Raw genomic sequence first — 19,258 nt, 5'->3', positions numbered from 1 at the left:
AAATAACAGTTTCTCGTGTATTGTAACAGTTAATTGCGCCAAATCTAAAGAATTGGTAAAAGCTTTCGCTCCCCCAAAATATCGGCAGTATCGTAGGGAAGCAAGATACCTCCTAACTGCGTCTTTGGCCCTACCCGCTTGGCGTAGGGTCTCTTTTTGCGGGAATTTCGCTAAAATCTGTGAATTCCCTACCGTGACGGCTATGGCTGGTGAAGTCGTTGAAATTCTCAGTGCCGATGATCTACGGCGCACTGTCACGCGCTTAGCTTCCCAAGTGGTGGAGAAGGCTCGCGATGCCCTCGACAAATTAGTGTTGTTGGGGATTCATACCCGTGGGGTTCCCCTTGCCAAGCTGTTGGGGCAACAAGTTGAACAACTGGAAGGAGTGAGCCTCCCCATTGGTGAGTTGGATATCACGTTTTATCGCGATGACTTGGATCGCATTGGCCCGCGCACACCGCGTCAGACCCTGATTCCCGTGGATCTCTCTGGGCGGATTGTGGTCTTGGTGGATGATGTGATTTTTAGTGGCCGCACGATTCGCTCTGCCCTCAATGCCGTCCATGATTACGGTCGCCCCAGTGCCATTTGGTTATTGGTACTCATCGATCGCGGGCACCGCGAATTGCCGATTCACCCCGACTTTACGGGTAAAGTACTGCCCACGGCTCGCGATGAAGTGGTCAAGGTACTCTTGCAGGGGATTGATCAGCGAGATGGGGTAGAGCTATGGAAACCCTCTTAATCTTGGGAAAACTCAATGCCATTCATCTCAAAAAAAGAAGCCTTCTTTCAAATGAAAGATACATGGCTATTCAATGCCAATAGCCTTGATGCTGATTTATTTACTGAGCCTTTTATTGACCTGATTGTGACTTCCCCGCCCTACAATGTGGGTCTTGAATATCGCTCAGTCAAAGATAATGTCCCCTACAGCGATTATCTAGAATTTAGTCGCGCTTGGCTGTCCAACTGTTTTCACTGGACAAAAACGGGCGGGCGGTTTTGCCTTAACATTCCCCTCGATAAAAACAAAGGGGGACAGCGCAGTGTTGGCGCGGATTTGACGGTTTTGGCTCAAGAGGTTGGCTGGAAATATCAGTCCACCATTGTCTGGAATGAGGGTAATATTTCGCGGCGGACGGCTTGGGGATCGTGGATGTCGCCCTCAGCACCCTATGTGATTGCGCCTGTGGAGTTAATTGTGGTGTTGTACAAAGAGGAGTGGCGGCGCAAGTCCGATGAAAAGGCCGATATTACTCGGGAAGAATTTATGGAATGGACAAACGGGCTATGGACATTCAGCGGCGAAAGCAAAAAAAAGATTGGTCACCCTGCACCGTTTCCAAGGGAACTGCCGAGACGATGTATCAAGCTCTTTAGTTTTCCGGGGGATATCGTCTTCGATCCCTTTTGTGGCAGCGGCACAACACTGGTGGAAGCTTTTGCCAACAAACGAAAAGGCGTCGGCGTTGAAATTGATCCTCGATATGCAGAACTGGCAAAGGAGAGACTCCTGAATGAGATTACACTTTTTGATGTAATCAATTTATAGGACTTTTCGAGCTTGACAGGTTCTATTAGCCAAGCTTCTAGGTCAGTCGTGCCACTACATCTATCGCTAGCTAAAGCGAGGTATCCATTTTTCTAAGCCATCGCCGACATCAACGGAGAGGGGGGGATTCGAACCCCCGTTAGGTGTTACCCTAAACTTGATTTCGAGTCAAGCGCATTCAACCACTCTGCCACCTCTCCAAGGATCTCCAATCATAGCAAAGGTGAATGCCAAAGGCACACTTCGCGATTGACTCCGTCACGCTCCCCCTCAAGGCAATTCTGGCGGCAAACCCCTTTACGATAAAAGTATTCAGTTAACTTAAAACAACGACGGCATGGATATTAAACAGGGTTTTGTCGGCACCGTCGGGCAGACGCCGCTGATTCGCCTCAACTACTTTAGCGACCTCACGGGCTGTGAAATTCTCGGTAAGGCAGAGTTCCTCAACCCCGGTGGCTCTGTTAAGGATCGGGCTGCCCTCTACATTATTGAAGATGCTGAAAAAAAGGGCCTTCTCAAACCCGGTGGTACGGTGGTCGAAGGCACAGCAGGCAATACGGGCATTGGCCTAGCCCACATCTGTAATGCCAAGGGCTACAAGTGTCTGATTGTGATTCCCAATACCCAATCCCAAGAAAAAATTGATCTGTTGCGTACCCTAGGTGCCGAGGTGCGCCCCGTTCCCGCTGTGCCCTACAAAGACCCCAATAACTATGTAAAGCTCTCTGGCCGTATTGCTGCTGAGATGGAGAATGCCATCTGGGCGAACCAGTTCGATAACCTTGCCAATCGCCAAGCCCACTACGAAACCACAGGACCGGAAATTTGGCAGCAGACCGATGGCCACATTGATGCGTGGGTAGCAGCCACTGGCACGGGAGGCACCTATGCAGGTGTGGCGATGTACCTCAAGGAAAAAAATCCCACCATTCGCACTGTGATTGCTGATCCCATGGGCAGTGCCATCTATAGCTATGCGAAAACGGGCACCCTCAGTAGCAGTGGCAGTTCCATTACCGAAGGCATTGGCAATAGCCGCATTACCGCCAACTTAGCAGGCGCTCCCATTGATGATGCGATTCAAATTGAGGATCAAGAGTGCCTTGAGATCATTTATCAACTGCTGCACTACGATGGCCTCTTTATGGGTGGCTCCGTCGGGATTAATGTGGGGGCAGCGGTACGCCTCGCCAAGGAACTCGGACCCGGTCACACAATTGTTACTGTGTTGTGCGATGGGGGTTCCCGCTATCAATCGCGGCTCTTTAATTCAGAGTGGCTGGCCAGTAAAGGGCTACGGGTGCCAGAGATTAAAAAACGTTAAGCCTTGGGAACAATGTCTAAAATAGAGGGGTCAGAAGGGGGCAAGTAGCCGCTAGGCGTGGGTGTGGATTTTACGCGAAATATTAGCCGTGAAAAAACAACGTTGGTTTCTCCTCTTTGCGAGCTTGGTCTGTGGGGTGGCGATCGCTCTCCATCCTGTGGCTGCACAGGCCCAAAATCTCTGGCAGCGGTTACTGTTGCAGGGGATTCAGGTCATCCAACTATCGAATATCTCGCCCCGCCAAGAGGTGGCCTTGGGGCAACAGATCCATGAGCAGATGCTGCGGCAAGGGATGCGCCTTGTTCGCAATCCCGCTGCGCAAAACTATGTGAATAGCATTGGTGACCGCTTGGTTAATGTCGGCGAACGTCGAGGTGTGCCCTACCAGTTTCACATCATCCAAGACCGCCAAGTCAATGCCTATGCCACAATGGGGGGCTTTGTCTATGTCACTACAGGGCTAATGCTGCGGGCGGAAAACGAGGCGGAACTAGCCAGCGTCATTGCCCACGAAATTGGCCATATTGATCAGCGCCATGTGATTCGTCAACTGCAACAAATGGCGATCGCTCAGGGGTTAATGACCGCAGCCGGCTTGGATCGCGATCGCGGGCTACAAATGGCCATGGAACTTGCCTTTCGGCGTCCCCGCAGTCGTGAGCAGGAACTAGAAGCCGATCGCTATGGACTGGGGCTATTGGCTCGCAGCAACTATGATCCACGGGCGATGGTGACATTTCTCCAGAAATTGCAACGGGAGGGAGGGGCACCGCCAACGATTTTGAGTACCCACCCTGCGCCGCGCGATCGCCAGTTGCTTGCTGAAAATTTAATTCGCTCTGGTTTGAGCAATGACTGTGTGGTTGCCCCCCAACCCCTGTGTGGCACCGATCCCTTGGCCTACCAGCAACAGCTGCGCTCCTTCTAGCCTGATTTTTTCTCATTAGCCAAAAGACCCCGCCAGCGGGCATAGCGCCCCAAGGCCGTCAGCGGAAAGTGCTGCTGGTAGTAGTGGTACTTCAGGTAAAAGTGGCAGGGAAAGCCCGTGCCGGTGAAGTAATCCTCGTGCCATGTGCCATCGGCGCGCTGGGTCTGCAGCAGGTAGGCCATCCCCTTTTCAATGGCTTCTGTGGCGTAGTCTCCTGTGGCATCGCCAGCGGCCAAAAGGCCAATAATGGCCCAAGCAGTTTGGGAAGCGGTGCTATCCCCTTTGCCCTTGAGGGAAGGGTCGTTGTAGCTCCAGCAGGTTTCACCCCAACCACCATCGGCATTTTGACACTGCACCAACCACTCAGCGGCACGGCGAATGCGCCAGCGATCGTAGCGAGGGGCAACAAGGGAGAGGGCTGCCAACACCCCACTCGTGCCATAGAGGTAGTTCACCCCCCAGCGGCCAAACCAACAGCCTTCCGGTTCTTGCTCATTGCGCAAGTAAGCAAGGGCGCGATCGAGGGCACCACTGTCAAAGGCCAACTGACACCGCCCCACCATCTCCAGCACCCGTGCCGTGACATCAGCAGTATTCGGGTCAATCATTGCCTTGAGATCGCCGTAGGGAATGGCATTGAGCCAATCTTGGTCATTGTCCACATCAAAGGCTGCCCAGCCCCCCGGCCGACACTGCATTGAGGCAATCCAAGCGACTGCCCGCTCAATGGCTCGCCGTTTGAGGTTTTCGTCAGGCAAGGTCACAGCATGAAGCGCCATCACCACCACCGCTGTATCATCCACATCGGGGTAGAAGCGATTCTCAAATTCAAAGGCCCATCCCCCCGGCTGACCTTTTTTGTTTTTTACGTGCCAGTCCCCATAGTCAAGGATTTGCTTGGACAGCAGCCATTCGCCAGCTTTGACCAGAGCGGGATGATCGGGAGCAACGCCTGAATCCACCATGGCGCGCATGACCAAGGCAGTATCCCAAACTGGCGAGACACAGGGCTGGACGCGATACTCGGTCTCGGTTTCAATCGCAAAGCGATCCACTGCTGCCATCCCCCGCTGCACAATGGGGTCATCCACAGCATAGTCAAGGGCACGCAATGCCAATAGGGAGTTGAGCATCGCCGGAATAATGCCGCCCCAGTCGCCACTGGCTTCTTGACGCTCGAGCACCCATTCTTCGGCGGCCTTTAGCCCCTGTTCTCTAAGGGGATTAATGTTTAGGATTTCAAAGAGCTTGAAAACGCGATCGAGACCAATAAAGACATCACTCCAGTCGCCTTGGCGGGGCAGTTCCCAGATCACATTTGCCCGCCCTTCGGCATAGAGTTCATCGAGGGTAATGGGCGGATCCATGGCATAAACGGGCTTGCGATCCATGACAATCAACAGCGGCACGGTGCTGCTACGTGCCCAACTAGACATCTCATAAATAGTGAAGGGGCTACCCTCCGGCAGGAGCATGATCCAAGGGGGGAGGGAGGGAATCCCACGCCAGTCGTAGCAGCCAATGAGGGCAAGGTGCAGTTTGGTAAAGATGCGAGTTTTGCTAATGCCGCCGCGGGCAAGGATAAATTGCCGTGCCTTCACTAGGGCGGGATCCGTTGCGGGGACGCCCAAGAGCCGCAGTCCCATGTAGGCTTCCACACTGGTGCTGAGATCGCCGCCATCGCCATAAAATAGCTCCCAACCGCCGTGATCCCGCTGATGGTTGCGCAAATACTGTTCCGCTTTGGCCAAGGGTAGCCGCTGTTCGGTGCCCCAGATTTTGTGGAGCAGGATCACCTCTGCGGTCATGGTCACATTGGACTCTAATTCTGCCCACCAGTAGCCCTCAGCATATTGCTGTGAAAAGAGAAAGTCTTGGCTGGCGCGAATCGCCTGTTGGAGTTGCTTTGGGTCAATGGCAGCGGCAATTTGAGTTTGCATGATTCCTCGGCTGTTAGACTCTTGGTTAGTTTAGCGGGGGCGATCGCTCCCTCGCAAGCGGCACAGACTTGGGTTAGGATCAAGGCTATGTCTCTCCGTCAACACCAGCATCCCCTAATTCAGCGGCTCGCCGATCGCATTGAGCAGATTTGGCAGAGCACTTTGCCCTTAGCCCCCTATACCCTGCCTGAGGATCTCGGTTATGTCGAGGGCAAACTGGAAGGGGAGCGGCTAACGATTGAGAACCACTGCTACCAAGCACCGCCCTTTCGCAAACTTCATCTTGAACTGGCACGGGTGGGGGAGAGTCTCGACATTTTGCACTGTGTCATGTTTCCAGAGCCGCGCTACGATCTGCCAATGTTTGGCTGTGACCTCGTGGGGGGCCGAGGGCAAATTAGTGCCGCAATTGTAGATCTCTCCCCGGTAACGGGTGAGTTGCCCGTTGCCTATACATCGGCCTTAAGTGTTTTGCCAAAACTCACCTTTAGTCAACCCCGTGAGTTGCCCCCTTGGGGACAGATCTTCTCCCCCTTTTGCATTTTTATTCGGCCACAGGGAGACACTGAGGAACAGCAATTTCTTGATCGCCTTGGTGAGTACCTCACGCTCCACTGTCAACTTAGCCAGCAAGCTGTGCCCACGGATCAGCCCGAAGCCGTGATTGCCGGCCAACGGCACTACTGCCACCAGCAACAGCAGAACGATAAAACCCGCCGTGTGCTGGAAAAAGCCTTTGGTGCTGCTTGGGCAGAACGCTATATGACCACCGTTCTCTTTGACTTGCCCCCTGCTGCCTAGAACCCCTTAAGGACTCTCTCCCCGATGAACCGCATCAGCCAGTGGATCAGTCAGATTAAAAGAATAAGGAAACATTGGAATGGTGACTCCTCAGTTAGTGATCAATACCTTAGAAAACCATCGAGAATCCCTTAAAAAATTTGCAGTAAAGACCCTGCAGCTGTTTGGTTCAGTGGCACGGGATGAAGCTCACGCTGAAAGTGATGTTGATTTGTTAGTAGCGTTTGAAAGGCCTGTTGGATTATTTACCTTCATTGAGTTAAAAGAATATCTGGAGGAAATCTTAAACTATTCTGTTGATTTGGGCACACCCCAATCTTTACGTTCAAGGCTTAGGGAGGAGGTATTAAAGGAGGCGATTCGTGCCTTCTAGGGAGCTACGAGAACGCCATAGTTTAGCTGTCATTGGATCTGACAATGTGGCACTGGCAAACCACTGACCTCGGGCGCTTTCTTACCTGCGATCTTTTGCAGGGGTTTTCCCATGGCTTCTTTACTCGCGATTGGCAAGGACAAGACCTCAGCACCCTCACCGCAGCCCTAGGCACGACAGCAACACCGCTACGAACCCAACAGGTGCATGGCGATCGCGTTGCTTTGGCAGCAGAAGTTTTAGCCCGTGATGAACGATTGGCAGCGGATGCCCTTGTGGCCACAGGGTCTGATCAAGCCCTCTGGGTGTGTAGTGCTGACTGTGTCCCCTTACTAATTGCCGATGTGGCGAGTGGACGGGTTGCGGCGATTCATGCGGGATGGCGGGGGACAGCGATCCAAATCTCTAAGGCCACGCTCCAGCAGATGCAAGCATTCGGCAGTGATCTTGCTAATTTACGGATTGCCATGGGGCCTGCGATTCGCGGTGAGGTCTATCAAGTGGGGCTGAATGTTGCCCGTGCCTTGGCGCAGACCATTCTTGAGGGGGTGACTGACACCACTGACTGTGAGGAGCTTTACGACCGTTTAGCCGCCCTAGATCCAGCCGTAGTTTTTCGCGATCCTGACCCTGAGCGACTTCGGGTGGATGTGGCACGGGTGAATCGTTTGCAATTGCTGCAATTGGGGCTAAGGGACGAGCAAATTGCCCTGTCTCCCCACTGTACGTTTCGCGATGCTGAATGCTTTTTCTCCTATCGCCGTGAACACCTCAAGCAGGTGCAGTGGTCGGGAATTATTAGTCGATTAGTATGATTGGCGTTGCCACGGGAGAATCCATTGCCCGCGCTTGGGGCGATCGCCACTGCCAGCACCCCGACTTTCCTGCCCTAGTCTGTGTTCTTGGCTTTACGGAAACGGCATTGATTCCCGGAATCTCGGCAGCGGGTCAAACCCCCAGCGATCGCCGAACCACAGCCCTAGCGGATGGCGAGTTCCTGCTGCGAGGCATTCAACCCCACTACCACTATCCCCTGCCGCCGCTGACGGCGGGTGCTTCCCCTGCTCTAATTAGTCGTGCCCTTCTTGAGGCTTTGGCGTTGCCCCTCTACGTCTTTGATGCGGGTTTACCTTTGCCGCGTCTGCCCGAGATGATTGACTTGGGGGGCGCCCCGGCGCGCTGCCTAACGACGGGTGAAGCGATGGCACCACAAATGGTGGCGCATCTTTGGCAACAGGGGTGGTCTTGGGGCGCCAAGCTGAGTCAGCATCACCCGTGGCTGATTATCGCTGAATGTGTGGTTGCCGGCACCACTACTGCCCTTGCCCTCTGTGAAAGTTTGGGCATTGCTGCTCGCGATTGTGTGGGCAGCAGCCACCGCCAGAGTAACCATGCCCAAAAGTGGCAACTCGTGCAACAGGGACTTGCCCATCTGCCTGCTAATGCGGATCCTTTCACTTGTGTAGCGGCGATTGGCGATCCAATGCAGGTGGTTGTGGCGGCTATGGTCCTGCGGGCAAGTCAAACCTGTGGCGTTTTGCTGGCGGGGGGGTCGCAAATGATCGCGGTCTATGCCTTTGCACGGGCGATCGCCCAGTGGCGTCAGCTGCCTTGGTGTCCCGAACAAATCGTGGTGGGCACAACCCGCTGGCTGATTGAAGATCAAACGGCTCAGATTCACCGCTTGGCAGAGCGTGTTCAGTGTCCACTCATTTACACGCAGCTTGATTTCAGCGCATCCCGTCATCCTGCCCTGCGTGCCTATGAACAGGGGTTTGTCAAAGAAGGGGTTGGTGCAGGGGGGTGTGCCATTGCTGCCCATCTGCTGGCGGGTTGGGGCAATTCACCCATGGTGGATATTATTGACAGGTTGGGCGATCGCTGGTCTAAAGGGATGTGATCGCGACTTTCTTGGGGAAAAGGGGGAAGTTACTGGGGATTCAGCCACTCGATACTGCCCGGAAGCTGTCTTAGAATATCGGTTTCGACTAAGATGAGGCGATCGCTCCGCCCTGAGCGACGGTACACAGGATATTTGCCTTGATGTTTTTTTAGGGCCTCTGTAGGTTGGGTCACTAGAACGGCGAGATCGACATTCTTTTGCACAAACGCTATCAGTGCTGTGCGCTGCACCAAAATAAATGAGTTCAACGTTTGAAAGGCAATATAGTCTGAGTGACCGCCAAACAACCAGCCTCGATCACGTACCCCCTGCAATTCTATCCAAGTGTATTGATCTTGGGGCTGCGGGTCTTGGCGTTGAATTTTCTTGACTGCCTTGATGTCCACTTTCAGGGACTCATGCCCCTTAATCAACAAACAATCCCAGTGCTCATGAATATCAGCAGCTTCGCTCGCGTGGTGAACTTGGAATCCCTGCTTGCGGGCAAGCTCTAAGAAGGCGTCCTCTGCTTTGAGACCACGTTTGAGATTTTCGCCCTGACCGTCATACTGGTTGGGTTTCATGGCTCACTTTCGGTTCCCTCATCTCCTCTCAGCGGTTCACTCATCGCCAACTGACAGGCCCCAAGACTGGCACTGCTGTACATCTGCTCTAGGGTGGCCATTAACTGCGCCACTTCACTGGGAACCTCATGGGGAAAGGGGGGTAACACTGAAAGCACCGCATGGGGTTGACCACTGGGGACAAGCACCACTAACTCTGGGGGTAGGGGCTGGCGATATTGGCAAAAGGGAGCATCGGTTTTCAGTGGCTCATAGAGGGGTGGGGGGGTGGGCACCATAGAGGGGGTAGTCGCCGTTGCCCGATAGTGGCGCAGGCGTTGGAGAATCTCCTCTTTGGTTTTGCCCCGCAACTGAAAGAGCAAAAAGGGATCGTCATTAAAGTACTGCCCCAGTAAGTAATAGACCGCGCCAATGTGCTTACAGGGATTCACCGGGTCAGGGCAATTGCAGCGGCTGTGGATGTCAAATTTGGTAAAGGGAAATAAACTGAGTCCGGCTTGGGTGAAAACCTCCTCAATACTGGGGGGCATCTCCCCGGCGAGGAGCTTGGCCGCATAGAAAGCCTTTTGAGCCATGCCGTCAATGGCATATTGCCACTGCTCTTCACTAAAGGCATCGAGATGCAGTTTGACGTGATAGGGTTCGGGAGCCGTGCCTTGAACTTGAGCATGGACTTGGTTGCCCTGGAATTCCAAGGTGAGCACCCGTCCTTCACGGACATAATTGCGTGCCCGCTCTAGCCGTCGGCGCCAGCCAAAGGACTCTAGCACACCAATCCAGCGTTCACTCCACCAGTGTTGGTGACCCTCGGCATTGTGGCGATCGCCCGCTGCTACCTCAACGACGGGTTCAGAGGCTACCGTTGTCGCTGTAACATCAAGGGTGGTGGGAGATGACTGCTGCTTTTGCTTTTGTTTCAGACTGGCCGCTTTGCGGGTAATTTTGAGAATCTGGGGCTGTTTCATGGGGCATATCCCACGGCTATTCTTTCTATCATAGGCTGCTGGCTTAGAGGATGAGGTCAATCTCCCACGTGGCAATGTCCCACGTTTGCAAGACATACTTGTCCTGGTAGTGACGAATCAACCAAAGGTGGCGATCGCCCGTAAAGCCGAGGCCACAAATCTCCTGTTCACTTTCAGCCGTGCCGACAATTTCGCCGCCATGGGTTACCAAATTCAAACGATGGCGACCGGCCACGACGTATCCCCAAGGGGTAGCACAGAGAAATTGGGGACGAAACCGCAGCCCCAAGCGTTGAACCCGCCAAGGGCGCAAATGTAGAAGCATCAACAGGGGTTGCTGCGGATGGTCTTCAAAGGCCGCTAGTTGCCATGGCTGGTGGTGGGCAGGGGTGAGCAACGTCAGGTGGGCAGGCAGTTGAGTGTATAGCCGCCAGTGTCCGCGGCGGTCAAAGAGTTGAAAATGGGTGGTGGCATGCTCCGTCTCAGGATGGTGCGATCGACTAATCACCACGCCATAGCGACGATTGAGGAGCAGGGTATCCACAAACGTTCGTCCATACCATTGACAACGGAGAGTCCGCTGCCCTTGACCATTGATCAGTTGGACATGAAGCTGTAATTCCGCTGCTGCGCTATCAATCTCGGTTTCTGCACACCAGTAACCAGTGGCGTCAATGGCTAATTGGTTGAGGCTAGAGTGAAGACGACAGTCTAGGGGGATAAGCTGGTCATGGATGCAGAAAAGCTGGGGGGGTAGCACATTGATTCGCAGCCAAGTACTCACTTCACCGCCATAGAGTTGAATGGGCAGCGGTGGGAGCGGCCATTGACCCATCTCTTCGGGCACAGTCTCCCTAGCTTGCCAAGCCCAGAGGCGATCGCCCACCACCCCATAGAACCTTGTGGCCGTACTAGCAACCTGTTGGGGCGGTATCGCTAAAGAATAGCCTTGGGGTTCCCCCAGCCAAACCGCCGCCGGTGACCTAGAGAACAACAACGGCTGCTCATGACGCTCTGCCTCGATCACCTCTAGGGCTAATTGCACCGCCATCGTCATTTCCGCTGCACTTTTATAGCGGCGCTGCGGTAATTTATCCAACGCTTTAGTAATAATGCTCCGCACCAGAAAGGGCAAGCCTTCAGGAAGGGTATAGGGACGGCTAAGGTGGGCGGTCATGAGTTCAGCAGGTGTGCCGTGAAAGGGGCGATCGCCAACGATCATCTCGTACATGAGAATCCCCACTGCATAGAGATCCGAAGCGGGCAGCGTCTGACCATAGAAACGCTCCGGCGCCATATAGGCAGGAGATCCCGTTTGACCGCTGCCCTTGACATCCTCAATGAGGCGTGCGACACCAAAATCGGACACCTTTGCCTGCCAGCCCGTAGCAGTCACCTCCAGCAGGATATTTTCCGGTTTGAGATCGCAGTGGAGAATGCCGCGATGATGGGCATAGGCCAAGGCTGCGAGAATATCCAACGTGAGGCGCAAAGCGGTGGTCAGGGGTAAGGCCTGTTCTTGCTCTAGGAGCGATCGCAATGTCCCCCCGGCACAATAGTCCATTACCAAACTGCGGCTTACTTGGGGGCTATGGCGCACGCGAATATAGTCAATCGCCTGACAACCCACCACATGGGGATGCTGTAGCGTCAGCAAAAAGTTCAACTCCCGCAAAAAGCCACGGGTCAGCAACTGCTGCTCGCTGAGCACCTTAATCGCCACAAGGTCACCGGACTCACGATTGACCGCCAGATAAACTTTTCCGTACTGGCCTTGACCGGCTAGATCCACCAGTCGGTAACGGGAGGTTTGGGCAGTACGAGCCGTGGCCAACAACGAGCCTCAACCATCAACGAAAAACATTTCTCAGAATGATTCGCAATCTCGCCCCTGTCCATGCAGATTGAGCCGCACAGCCAATCGGTTCTTAGGAGAAAAGAATTTCTAAGGGGACTTCCTTGTCTTCCTGTTCAATACTCCCCACCTCATGGATGCGCTTGGCCAGATCCCGTGCCCGCTGATAACTGCTAATGTCCCCTTGTTCAAAGAACAGCTTTGCCGCTGTGCGCAAATCCTCTACTGCTCCCTTGCGATCGCCAAGGGTCGAGCGAGCAACGCCGCGATTATGATAGGCCTTGGCATAGTTCTCATTAATGCGAATGGCTTCGGAGTAGTCGAGAATCGCCGCTTCGGCATCCCCTAGCCGCTGATGGGTGAGACCGCGATTGTAGTAGGCCTTGGCATGGCTGGGGTTGGTTTGAATCACTTGGGTATTTTTCTCAATTTCCCGCAGGCACTCGAGAACCTGTTCAATTTGTTTTTGCTCCGTGTCGAGAATGCGGGTATAGTCGTGGAGATGCTGCGTCCCTTGACCCAGCTGTGCCAGCTGTTGTTGCACATCCTCAAGGCGATCGCGCACCTGACTAAGGGCTAGGGTGAGGCCGCCGACCTCTGACTGCTGCTGCCCTTGGGACGCCACCAATTCAGCAATTTTGGCCTCCTGTTGCTGCACAAAGGCTTGGAACTGGTCATCCAGTTTTTTACGGCTCACTAAGTTTAAGCCCACCGCCAGCGAAAGGGGCAAAGGGGCGATCGCTGTCAAAATGGCCTGTTGGGTCGCAGCCGCCGCCACCGACAACACAACCGTTAGCCCTGTTGCGCCCCATTCTAGAGGTGCTAGCCCCCTGCGAGATGGCGTGTCATGGGAATTTAAACTACGGTCTTCCATAAATGGTGCCTCCCTGAGGATGAAAATGAAGTGGTTGGTTAGGCATCCGACGTATTGGCGAGATATTGCCCCACCTGCACTTGGGTATCTTTCAACTGGGTAATCATCGTGCGGGTAATGAGCTTGCCCGCTTCCACCAAGACGCGGCCATCGAGGGGGTGCAAAATATCCTGCTCAGCCCGCCGCCCAATCAAAGACTCAATATCTTCAACCGCGTTGACATACATCCCTGAGGGTAGCTCCACCACTACCCCCGGCCCCAGTACCCGTGCCTGACAGGCCAAGCGAGAGGTGGCATTTGCCGTTGTAATCACCTCAAGGGTGCGTTGCTCACGCTTATTGATTGGGGAGAGGCTCTCCATCCCCTCTTTGATATAGACATGGCAGGTGGCACACATTCCACGCCCGCCACACTCCTTGAGCACATGGAGTTCAGAGTCCAATAGAGCAGACAGCAAATTGTCATTGGTATTAATCGTGGTTTCCCGCGAGATGGGTTCAAGTTTGACAACTTTGGCCACTGCTCTTTTCTCCTTTTAATGACGCATCGAGAGTTACTTTAGGATCATACTCAAGCGGCTTGAGGGCGACACAGCCGCTCCATAATCGTGTCATGATCCTGTCCCTCTTGCAGCCAAGCCTTAGCCGGTTCGACCCGCTCCCGCAAGCCCAAGACAAAGAGGTTATTGGTTGCCCCTAGGGTTTCACAGGCGGTTTGCACACAGTGGAGATCGCGACCAGTCAATTGGCTAAAGAAGGACTCTAAAATCCCCGCCTCGGCAGCGCATTGGGGCTGACCCGTATTTTTGGGAGCCGCCGCCGCAAAGGGGGAGTCCCACGTTTTCACCACCAAAAAGCCCTGCTGGTAGAAGCTCACATCGAGATCAATCGTGCCCCAACCGTGGGTCTTCCAGCATTCCTTGAGACACTGGAGAAACTCCACCATTTCCATTTCCGCAAGGGGACGGCGATAGTACTCGCTGACCTCCTCGACAAAGCGGCGATAAAAGTTCTTGCCCCACCAGCGACCACAGTTAAAGAGAACCACCCCACTGGCCTGTCCCACTTCCTGATCGAGGCCGGCATAGATGGCTTGGAGCAAAATATCCGGTAGAGCAATGAGACGGGCACCTTTGCGGTTTTCAATCAGACCTGTTTCAAAATCCCCCTGTACATAGGCATCGGCAGCGTAGTAGTTGCCGGGGATGATGGGGTCTTTGACCAAATCAGCAACAGAGATCATAGGACATCCTCATTCGTAGGCATAACAAGCACTTTCAGCAGACTTCCAACCCTAATCTAGGCGTGGACAGAGACCACCGCTGGCAAGCCCACAAGGGTCGCTTGGGCGTGATCCAACAGCGGCAAAATCAAGTCCTGTTCAGCCTCGGTGAGCATTTCCTTGAGGCGGGCACTGAGAAGCTCGTGGCAACTGCTCCATAGGGTTTGGGTTTGGTGGGCGTTGACCACTTCCGTGAGCCACTCGAGGAGCCGATGCTGCAAAAACTCGGGGTTATTCAGGAGCATGGCCATGGCGGCATAGCGCAGTAGGGCGATCGCCTGACGCAACACTTGCTCAAGGGTTTGGGGATTTTCGGTGGGGTATTTCTTTTGCAGAGTGTCGGCCACAGGCTGAAAGATATCAATTTCATGATCCCGCAGAAATTCATAGGTGTTCAACCGCTGCTGGAGCGATTCGATGTGGTGGCGGAAGACTTTGATGTCCACATTGCTGAGGTAGTTTTCTTCGGCTTTGTAGTAGAGATTCATTAACTCGGTGTGCATAGGGATCTCCTAAAACAGGTTTGATAAGTCTGAGAGGGTGACTTCGGGTTCCACGGGGGCAGGGGGCGGGGGTTCCACTTTCCTCACTTGGGCAATTACGGGTTGGCCTGCCCAAGGCAGGCTGGCACAGAAGTCTTTGACCGATAGGCGCCAGAGGCACAGACTCGGCTCGAGGGAAATGGCCTGATCCGGACGGCCTTCCCAATTGAGTTGGCGGAAGAAGGTTTCTACCGACCAAGCAGCCCAAGGGGTGGCAGGGGCAGCAACGGGGGGAGCCGCCATTTCCTCCTCTAGGGGGGGTGAGATCGCAGGCAAGATGACCCTAATCCCTTCCCAGTTGATGTGACCAAAGAAGTCCTTGACGCGATAGCTGGGCCATTCTGTGGGACTCGTGGGAGCGATCGCCCCTTTGACCTCAAGCCCCAGCCAATTGACCCGCTGCCAAAATTCGCCAACTTTCAGGGATTGCCAATTGAGTACCACAGCTTCCGCCACCGGTTGCTGCCGCACCAAGCCCAGCCAGTTCAGTTCCTCAAAGAATTCAGCAACGGCTTGCTGTTGCCAATTACCGTTTAGGTTTTTCATAGACCAGTTCTCCACTGCGGAGCCGTTTTTCAATATCTTTGGCGGAGGCTCCTTCGTTTTGCCAGAAGGCAGCGGCATCAATGCGATCCTGCTTGCCGAGCAGGAACTTGCAGTAGGTTTCCCCCATAGCGTAGCACTGGATTTCAATACAACTGAGTTCTTTTTGAATCAGGCCGCTAAAGAAACCGGCAAAGAGGCCTGCGTAGAGGTGGCACACGGGTCGGCCAACATCCCCCAAGGTACGGGCCACAACGGAATCAAAGATATTGATGAACATAAAGCCATGTTTTTGCTCGCTGAGATCCACTTCCCAGTTGCCCCAGCCTTGGGTTGTGCAGGGCCACCACCAAGCTTCGAGGACATAGGGAAGCCGCATTTGCTTGATCCCCTGCTCATAGCCATATTCCGTGGGAAACCACTCTTGGAAGAAGCGGGCATCGCGGCGTCCCCATTCTTCACCAATTTTGTACATGACGACGCTGGAGGCAGGGCCAACTTCCTCTTCAAGGCCTTCAATGAGGCCAATGATGAAGTCTTCAGTCACTAGGAGGTTACGGGCATTGTTCCAATCGGTATAGGTACCGCGATCGCTATCGAATTGAAAGAAGTCCCAAAAAGCATAGTGATGGTGGCGTTTCGGGTATTTTTTGCGCAGGAGATGGTTAACACCGTAGCGATCGCCAGCGGCGGCTTGGGGTCGGGAACTGGTCATGGTCATAGGGCGACTCCATCAAATAGCGTCAAGAATATCGACAAAGACAATTGGGAGCTCAAGTCAAAAAAGCATAGAAGCAATCATTCAGCAAAAAACAATTAGATGAGAAACACATCATGGTTCAACACAAAGCAAAGAATTCCACCCTCCCCTGCCTCAGCATTGCTGCTGCTTAAATCATGACCGATCTATCTTTTCGGGGGCAGGTGTTCTTAATTGAATTTAGTAATCCTGTTACCACCCTTAATGTTTAATCTAGGGGGTTCATTTTGATGCTTTCCTCCGTAGGAATACGGATTTAGAGGGGTTGAATGTGCCTTAAAATATGAAATCTTATGAAGACAGATACATAGGCACTGACGTTTCAACAAAAAATTTATTGGTTAGTGAAGCAAATCCCCGTAGGACGTGTGGCCACCTATGGCCAAATTGCTGCCCTGTGTGGTTGGCCACGGCATGCACGCTATGTGGGCTATGCCCTTTATCAAGTGGCACCGAATTCTGACATTCCATGGCATCGGGTGGTTAATGCCCAAGGCAAAATCTCCTACGCGCCCCAACGCCAAGGGACGGATGAGTTACAGCGCTGGCGCCTAGAAGCAGAGGGGATTATTTTTGAGGCGGGCGATCGCATTAACTTGAGGCGCTACCAGTGGCAACCGTCGGTTATAGTTGATGAGCTGTTGATCGCCACAGAAACCTCAGCGGTAGGGTAAGTCTCCTCGCAGTTTCGCTCACTATAAACCCGGTATCATAGTCCTTAGTGCCGCTGCACCTGTGAGTTTGCTATGACGGTTGCCTATTTTGACTGCCCTGCTGGGGTGGCGGGGGATATGTGTCTGGGTGCCCTCCTTGATCTGGGGGTTCCCCTCGACTACCTCCAAAGCCAATTGGCAAAGCTGGGAATTGCCAATGAGTTTGAGCTAACCATTGAAACAGTGCAGCGCAAGGGACAGCGGGGATTAAAAGCACAGGTGCATCTGCGCGATCGCCACTCCCATCACCATCGCCATTGGCCAGACATTGCAAAGCAAATCCGTGCCGCCCACCTTAGCGATCGCGCCCGTGACTGGAGTCTCAAGGTTTTTGAAGCCTTGGCCATTGCTGAGGGCGCCGTGCATGGCATTGAGCCAGAAAAAGTACATTTCCATGAAGTGGGAGCGGTGGATGCGCTTGTGGATATTGTCGGCACCTGCTTAGGGCTGGATTACCTTGATGTGAGCCGCATTTACTGCTCTGCTTTACCAACGGGCGGCGGAATGGTCAAAGCTGCCCATGGTCAATTGCCGGTGCCCGTGCCTGCGGTCTTACAACTGTGCCAAACCTACCAAGTGCCCCTCTACAGCAACGGTATTGAAAAAGAATTGGTGACACCCACAGGCGCTGCCCTTGTCTGTGCCCTCAGTGAGGGCTTTGGTGCGCCGCCAGCGATGACATTGAAACGGGTGGGCTTAGGCGCTGGGAGTCAAGAGTTGCCCCTACCGAATCTCTTGCGTCTCTGGTTGGGAACGCTGCCGAACTCAGCAGAAACAACTACGGCAAAAACCATTGTCGAACTGCAAACCCAACTGGATGACATGACACCCCAAGCCCTCAGCTATACTCTTGAACAACTTTATGCTGCTGGTGCGATTGAGGTCTTTTACCAACCCATTACGATGAAAAAGTCACGCTTGGGGGTGTTGCTCACGGTGCTGTGTCCCCCCAGTGTTGAGGCCGCCTGTGTCCAGACCCTCTTTCGGGAAACAACGACGCTGGGGCTGCGGCGGCAGGTACAGGAGCGCTATATCCTTGAACGCCAAATTAAAACCATTGCAACGGTCTTTGGTGAAGTACGGGTGAAAGTAGCCGAACACCAAGGACAGCGGCTCAATGTCCAGCCGGAATACGAAGACTGTGCCGCCCTTGCCCGTCAGCATCAGCAGCCTTGGCAGGTGGTCTATCAAGAGGCCTTGGCAGTGGCGCTGCAACTGTGGTCCTTAGGCTAGCTTGGGTTTAATAAAGACAATGGCCTGCTTCCAAATAATGGTGGGTTGATCATAGTGATCGACAACGCAGAGGCAATTCATATCCTGCCAGCGCACCTTACCAACCACGAGATCACTGGTGCTGAGCTTGACTTCAACCTCGGTGCTATCTTTAATGAAGGTCTGCAACTGGCGAATGCTGGGCAGTGCCGTATTGAATTCGTCGGTCATGGATTTCCCTCTCGTACCTTTTCAATTTTATGAGCCTATCTTTTCAGAAGTACCAAGGGTTAGGTAACGATTTCCTACTCATTGACAACCGCCATCAGGAAGAGCTGCTCTTAACCCCAGAACAAGCGCAACACTGGTGCGATCGCCACTTTGGGGTCGGCGCCGATGGCGTGATTTTTTTGCTGACAGGCACGGGGGATACCGACTACCGCATGCGGATGTACAATGCCGATGGCTCAGTGGCCGAAATGTGCGGCAATGGCATTCGCTGTTTGGCCAAGTTTATTTTTGCCCTTGAGGGTCGCTCCGCCGGCGAAATCGTGCGCTACCGCATTGACACCCTTGCCGGTCTCATTGTGCCAGAGGTACAAGCGGATGGTCAGGTAACGGTGGATATGGGTAAACCCCAACTCTTGGCGCAGCAGATTCCCACCACCTTGGCAGCCGCAGATCAAAAGGTGATTGATGTGCCCCTAATGGTGGGCGATCGCCCGTGGTTGGTGACGTGTGTGAGTATGGGCAATCCCCACTGTGTCACGTTTGTCGAGGATGTCGCTGCGGTTGATCTGGCAACCCTTGGCCCACAGTTTGAACATCACCCCGTTTTTCCCCAGCGTACCAATACTGAGTTTGTGCAAGTCCTAGGGAGCGATCGCCTGCGGATGCGCGTCTGGGAACGGGGAGCTGGTATCACCCTTGCCTGTGGAACGGGAGCCTGTGCCACCCTCGTCGCTGCCGTCTTGACCCATCGCCTCAGTCCTGTGGGCGATCAAGCCCAAGCCACGGTTGAACTGCCGGGGGGAGATCTCCATATTCGCTGGGATTTGCCTAGCCAACATTTGTATATGACCGGGCCTGCCCTCGCAGTCTTTAGCGGTACCTTGCCTTAGG

At 53.8% G+C, this 19,258-nt stretch carries 22 protein-coding genes and 1 tRNA gene; 11 read left to right on the top strand and 12 right to left on the bottom strand.

Annotated features, from left to right (window positions below):
* Nucleotides 1-202 precede the first annotated feature (202 nt).
* Together pyrR and QYC28_RS05035 are read left to right on the top strand one after the other, a co-directional pair.
* On the top strand, nt 203-745 hold the full coding sequence (pyrR, locus tag QYC28_RS05040) for a bifunctional pyr operon transcriptional regulator/uracil phosphoribosyltransferase PyrR (protein ID WP_190278235.1): 543 nt from the start codon (nt 203-205) through the stop codon (nt 743-745).
* A gap of 15 nt (nt 746-760) precedes the next feature.
* A complete protein-coding gene (locus QYC28_RS05035; RefSeq protein ID WP_149818755.1) occupies nt 761-1,555 on the top strand; it encodes a site-specific DNA-methyltransferase in 795 nt (264 codons plus the stop codon).
* Between the two features lie 113 nt (nt 1,556-1,668).
* On the opposite strand, the gene QYC28_RS05030 is transcribed toward QYC28_RS05035, so the two are convergent.
* Nucleotides 1,669-1,755 (bottom strand) — tRNA-Ser (locus tag QYC28_RS05030).
* Between the two features lie 137 nt (nt 1,756-1,892).
* On the opposite strand from QYC28_RS05030, the gene QYC28_RS05025 reads away from it, so the two are divergent.
* Together QYC28_RS05025 and QYC28_RS05020 are read left to right on the top strand one after the other, a co-directional pair.
* The gene (locus QYC28_RS05025) at nt 1,893-2,882 is read left to right on the top strand and encodes a cysteine synthase A (RefSeq protein WP_302679942.1); all 990 of its coding nucleotides are present in this window, start codon (nt 1,893-1,895) and stop codon (nt 2,880-2,882) included.
* An 88-nt stretch (nt 2,883-2,970) separates the two neighbouring features.
* On the top strand, nt 2,971-3,810 hold the full coding sequence (locus tag QYC28_RS05020; RefSeq protein ID WP_226972018.1) for a M48 family metallopeptidase: 840 nt from the start codon (nt 2,971-2,973) through the stop codon (nt 3,808-3,810).
* On the opposite strand, the gene shc is transcribed toward QYC28_RS05020, so the two are convergent.
* Entirely contained in the window at nt 3,807-5,750 is a 1,944-nt protein-coding gene (gene shc / locus QYC28_RS05015; protein ID WP_286626882.1) for a squalene--hopene cyclase, read from the bottom strand. The two genes, QYC28_RS05020 and shc, sit on opposite strands and share 4 nt — an antisense overlap.
* A gap of 87 nt (nt 5,751-5,837) precedes the next feature.
* On the opposite strand from shc, the gene QYC28_RS05010 reads away from it, so the two are divergent.
* The 4 genes from QYC28_RS05010 to cobT all read left to right on the top strand — a co-directional run bounded on the left by QYC28_RS05010 (nt 5,838) and on the right by cobT (nt 8,824).
* Nucleotides 5,838-6,551, top strand: a complete 714-nt coding sequence (locus QYC28_RS05010) for a phycocyanobilin:ferredoxin oxidoreductase (protein WP_149818747.1) — start codon at nt 5,838-5,840, stop codon at nt 6,549-6,551.
* A gap of 79 nt (nt 6,552-6,630) precedes the next feature.
* A complete protein-coding gene (locus QYC28_RS05005) occupies nt 6,631-6,924 on the top strand; it encodes a nucleotidyltransferase family protein (protein WP_149818744.1) in 294 nt (97 codons plus the stop codon).
* Between the two features lie 44 nt (nt 6,925-6,968).
* Nucleotides 6,969-7,739 (top strand): peptidoglycan editing factor PgeF, encoded by a 771-nt coding sequence (pgeF, locus tag QYC28_RS05000; RefSeq protein WP_302679941.1) that lies wholly within the window; start codon nt 6,969-6,971, stop codon nt 7,737-7,739.
* Entirely contained in the window at nt 7,736-8,824 is a 1,089-nt protein-coding gene (cobT, locus tag QYC28_RS04995; RefSeq protein WP_302679940.1) for a nicotinate mononucleotide-dependent phosphoribosyltransferase CobT, read from the top strand. Before pgeF ends, cobT begins: the two co-directional genes overlap by 4 nt.
* A 29-nt stretch (nt 8,825-8,853) precedes the next feature.
* Here cobT and QYC28_RS04990 read toward each other — a convergent pair whose 3' ends face one another.
* From QYC28_RS04990 to QYC28_RS04950, 9 genes are all read right to left on the bottom strand, one after another.
* The gene (locus QYC28_RS04990) at nt 8,854-9,390 is read right to left on the bottom strand and encodes a hypothetical protein (protein WP_286626878.1); all 537 of its coding nucleotides are present in this window, start codon (nt 9,388-9,390) and stop codon (nt 8,854-8,856) included.
* Nucleotides 9,387-10,355, bottom strand: coding sequence for a metal-binding protein (locus QYC28_RS04985; RefSeq protein ID WP_149818737.1), 969 nt, complete (start codon nt 10,353-10,355; stop codon nt 9,387-9,389). Before QYC28_RS04985 ends, QYC28_RS04990 begins: the two co-directional genes overlap by 4 nt.
* Before the next feature lie 43 nt (nt 10,356-10,398).
* Complete coding sequence (locus QYC28_RS04980) at nt 10,399-12,189, bottom strand: serine/threonine-protein kinase (protein ID WP_286626876.1); 1,791 nt, start codon at nt 12,187-12,189, stop codon at nt 10,399-10,401.
* Nucleotides 12,190-12,283: 94 nt separating this feature from the next.
* Complete coding sequence (locus tag QYC28_RS04975) at nt 12,284-13,084, bottom strand: tetratricopeptide repeat protein (protein ID WP_149818735.1); 801 nt, start codon at nt 13,082-13,084, stop codon at nt 12,284-12,286.
* Between the two features lie 38 nt (nt 13,085-13,122).
* Nucleotides 13,123-13,605 carry a 2Fe-2S iron-sulfur cluster-binding protein gene (locus QYC28_RS04970; RefSeq protein ID WP_149818733.1) on the bottom strand — a complete coding sequence of 161 codons (483 nt, stop codon included), beginning with the start codon at nt 13,603-13,605 and terminating at the stop codon, nt 13,123-13,125.
* A gap of 50 nt (nt 13,606-13,655) precedes the next feature.
* Nucleotides 13,656-14,327 carry a V4R domain-containing protein gene (locus QYC28_RS04965; RefSeq protein ID WP_149818731.1) on the bottom strand — a complete coding sequence of 224 codons (672 nt, stop codon included), beginning with the start codon at nt 14,325-14,327 and terminating at the stop codon, nt 13,656-13,658.
* 56 nt (nt 14,328-14,383) lie between these two features.
* The gene (locus QYC28_RS04960) at nt 14,384-14,869 is read right to left on the bottom strand and encodes a phycobilisome protein (protein WP_149818729.1); all 486 of its coding nucleotides are present in this window, start codon (nt 14,867-14,869) and stop codon (nt 14,384-14,386) included.
* 9 nt (nt 14,870-14,878) lie between these two features.
* Nucleotides 14,879-15,454, bottom strand: a complete 576-nt coding sequence (locus QYC28_RS04955; RefSeq protein WP_302679939.1) for a hypothetical protein — start codon at nt 15,452-15,454, stop codon at nt 14,879-14,881.
* Nucleotides 15,435-16,172, bottom strand: coding sequence for a V4R domain-containing protein (locus QYC28_RS04950; RefSeq protein WP_149818725.1), 738 nt, complete (start codon nt 16,170-16,172; stop codon nt 15,435-15,437). The genes QYC28_RS04955 and QYC28_RS04950 overlap by 20 nt, the downstream gene beginning before the upstream one ends.
* Before the next feature lie 383 nt (nt 16,173-16,555).
* Here QYC28_RS04950 and QYC28_RS04945 point away from each other — a divergent pair, with 383 nt between their 5' ends.
* Both QYC28_RS04945 and larC read left to right on the top strand, forming a co-directional pair.
* Entirely contained in the window at nt 16,556-16,885 is a 330-nt protein-coding gene (locus tag QYC28_RS04945) for an MGMT family protein (RefSeq protein ID WP_302679938.1), read from the top strand.
* 72 nt (nt 16,886-16,957) lie between these two features.
* Nucleotides 16,958-18,157 carry a nickel pincer cofactor biosynthesis protein LarC gene (larC, locus tag QYC28_RS04940; protein ID WP_302679937.1) on the top strand — a complete coding sequence of 400 codons (1,200 nt, stop codon included), beginning with the start codon at nt 16,958-16,960 and terminating at the stop codon, nt 18,155-18,157.
* On the opposite strand, the gene QYC28_RS04935 is transcribed toward larC, so the two are convergent.
* Entirely contained in the window at nt 18,149-18,367 is a 219-nt protein-coding gene (locus QYC28_RS04935; RefSeq protein ID WP_149818719.1) for an Hfq-related RNA-binding protein, read from the bottom strand. The two genes, larC and QYC28_RS04935, sit on opposite strands and share 9 nt — an antisense overlap.
* Before the next feature lie 29 nt (nt 18,368-18,396).
* Here QYC28_RS04935 and dapF point away from each other — a divergent pair, with 29 nt between their 5' ends.
* Nucleotides 18,397-19,257, top strand: a complete 861-nt coding sequence (dapF, locus tag QYC28_RS04930) for a diaminopimelate epimerase (protein WP_149818717.1) — start codon at nt 18,397-18,399, stop codon at nt 19,255-19,257.
* The last annotated feature ends 1 nt before the right edge of the window (nt 19,258 follow it).

Source organism: Thermosynechococcus sp. HY596, from assembly GCF_030518715.1.
GTDB lineage: Bacteria > Cyanobacteriota > Cyanobacteriia > Thermosynechococcales > Thermosynechococcaceae > Thermosynechococcus.
Note: the sequence above shows the minus strand (reverse complement) of the source record. Positions and strands in the feature narration are given on the sequence as shown.

Excerpts from the sequence above, each read along its gene's own strand:
- pyrR (WP_190278235.1), top strand. The coding sequence starts at position 203 with ATGGCTGGTGAAGTCGTTGAAATTCTCAGTGCCGATGATCTACGGCGC.
- QYC28_RS05035 (WP_149818755.1), top strand. The coding sequence starts at position 761 with ATGCCATTCATCTCAAAAAAAGAAGCCTTCTTTCAAATGAAAGATACA.
- QYC28_RS05025 (WP_302679942.1), top strand. The coding sequence starts at position 1,893 with ATGGATATTAAACAGGGTTTTGTCGGCACCGTCGGGCAGACGCCGCTG.
- shc (WP_286626882.1), bottom strand. The coding sequence starts at position 5,750 with ATGCAAACTCAAATTGCCGCTGCCATTGACCCAAAGCAACTCCAACAG.
- QYC28_RS05010 (WP_149818747.1), top strand. The coding sequence starts at position 5,838 with ATGTCTCTCCGTCAACACCAGCATCCCCTAATTCAGCGGCTCGCCGAT.
- QYC28_RS05005 (WP_149818744.1), top strand. The coding sequence starts at position 6,631 with ATGGTGACTCCTCAGTTAGTGATCAATACCTTAGAAAACCATCGAGAA.
- pgeF (WP_302679941.1), top strand. The coding sequence starts at position 6,969 with ATGTGGCACTGGCAAACCACTGACCTCGGGCGCTTTCTTACCTGCGAT.
- cobT (WP_302679940.1), top strand. The coding sequence starts at position 7,736 with ATGATTGGCGTTGCCACGGGAGAATCCATTGCCCGCGCTTGGGGCGAT.
- QYC28_RS04990 (WP_286626878.1), bottom strand. The coding sequence starts at position 9,390 with ATGAAACCCAACCAGTATGACGGTCAGGGCGAAAATCTCAAACGTGGT.
- QYC28_RS04985 (WP_149818737.1), bottom strand. The coding sequence starts at position 10,355 with ATGAAACAGCCCCAGATTCTCAAAATTACCCGCAAAGCGGCCAGTCTG.
- QYC28_RS04975 (WP_149818735.1), bottom strand. The coding sequence starts at position 13,084 with ATGGAAGACCGTAGTTTAAATTCCCATGACACGCCATCTCGCAGGGGG.
- QYC28_RS04965 (WP_149818731.1), bottom strand. The coding sequence starts at position 14,327 with ATGATCTCTGTTGCTGATTTGGTCAAAGACCCCATCATCCCCGGCAAC.
- QYC28_RS04960 (WP_149818729.1), bottom strand. The coding sequence starts at position 14,869 with ATGCACACCGAGTTAATGAATCTCTACTACAAAGCCGAAGAAAACTAC.
- QYC28_RS04955 (WP_302679939.1), bottom strand. The coding sequence starts at position 15,454 with ATGAAAAACCTAAACGGTAATTGGCAACAGCAAGCCGTTGCTGAATTC.
- QYC28_RS04950 (WP_149818725.1), bottom strand. The coding sequence starts at position 16,172 with ATGACCATGACCAGTTCCCGACCCCAAGCCGCCGCTGGCGATCGCTAC.
- larC (WP_302679937.1), top strand. The coding sequence starts at position 16,958 with ATGACGGTTGCCTATTTTGACTGCCCTGCTGGGGTGGCGGGGGATATG.
- QYC28_RS04935 (WP_149818719.1), bottom strand. The coding sequence starts at position 18,367 with ATGACCGACGAATTCAATACGGCACTGCCCAGCATTCGCCAGTTGCAG.
- dapF (WP_149818717.1), top strand. The coding sequence starts at position 18,397 with ATGAGCCTATCTTTTCAGAAGTACCAAGGGTTAGGTAACGATTTCCTA.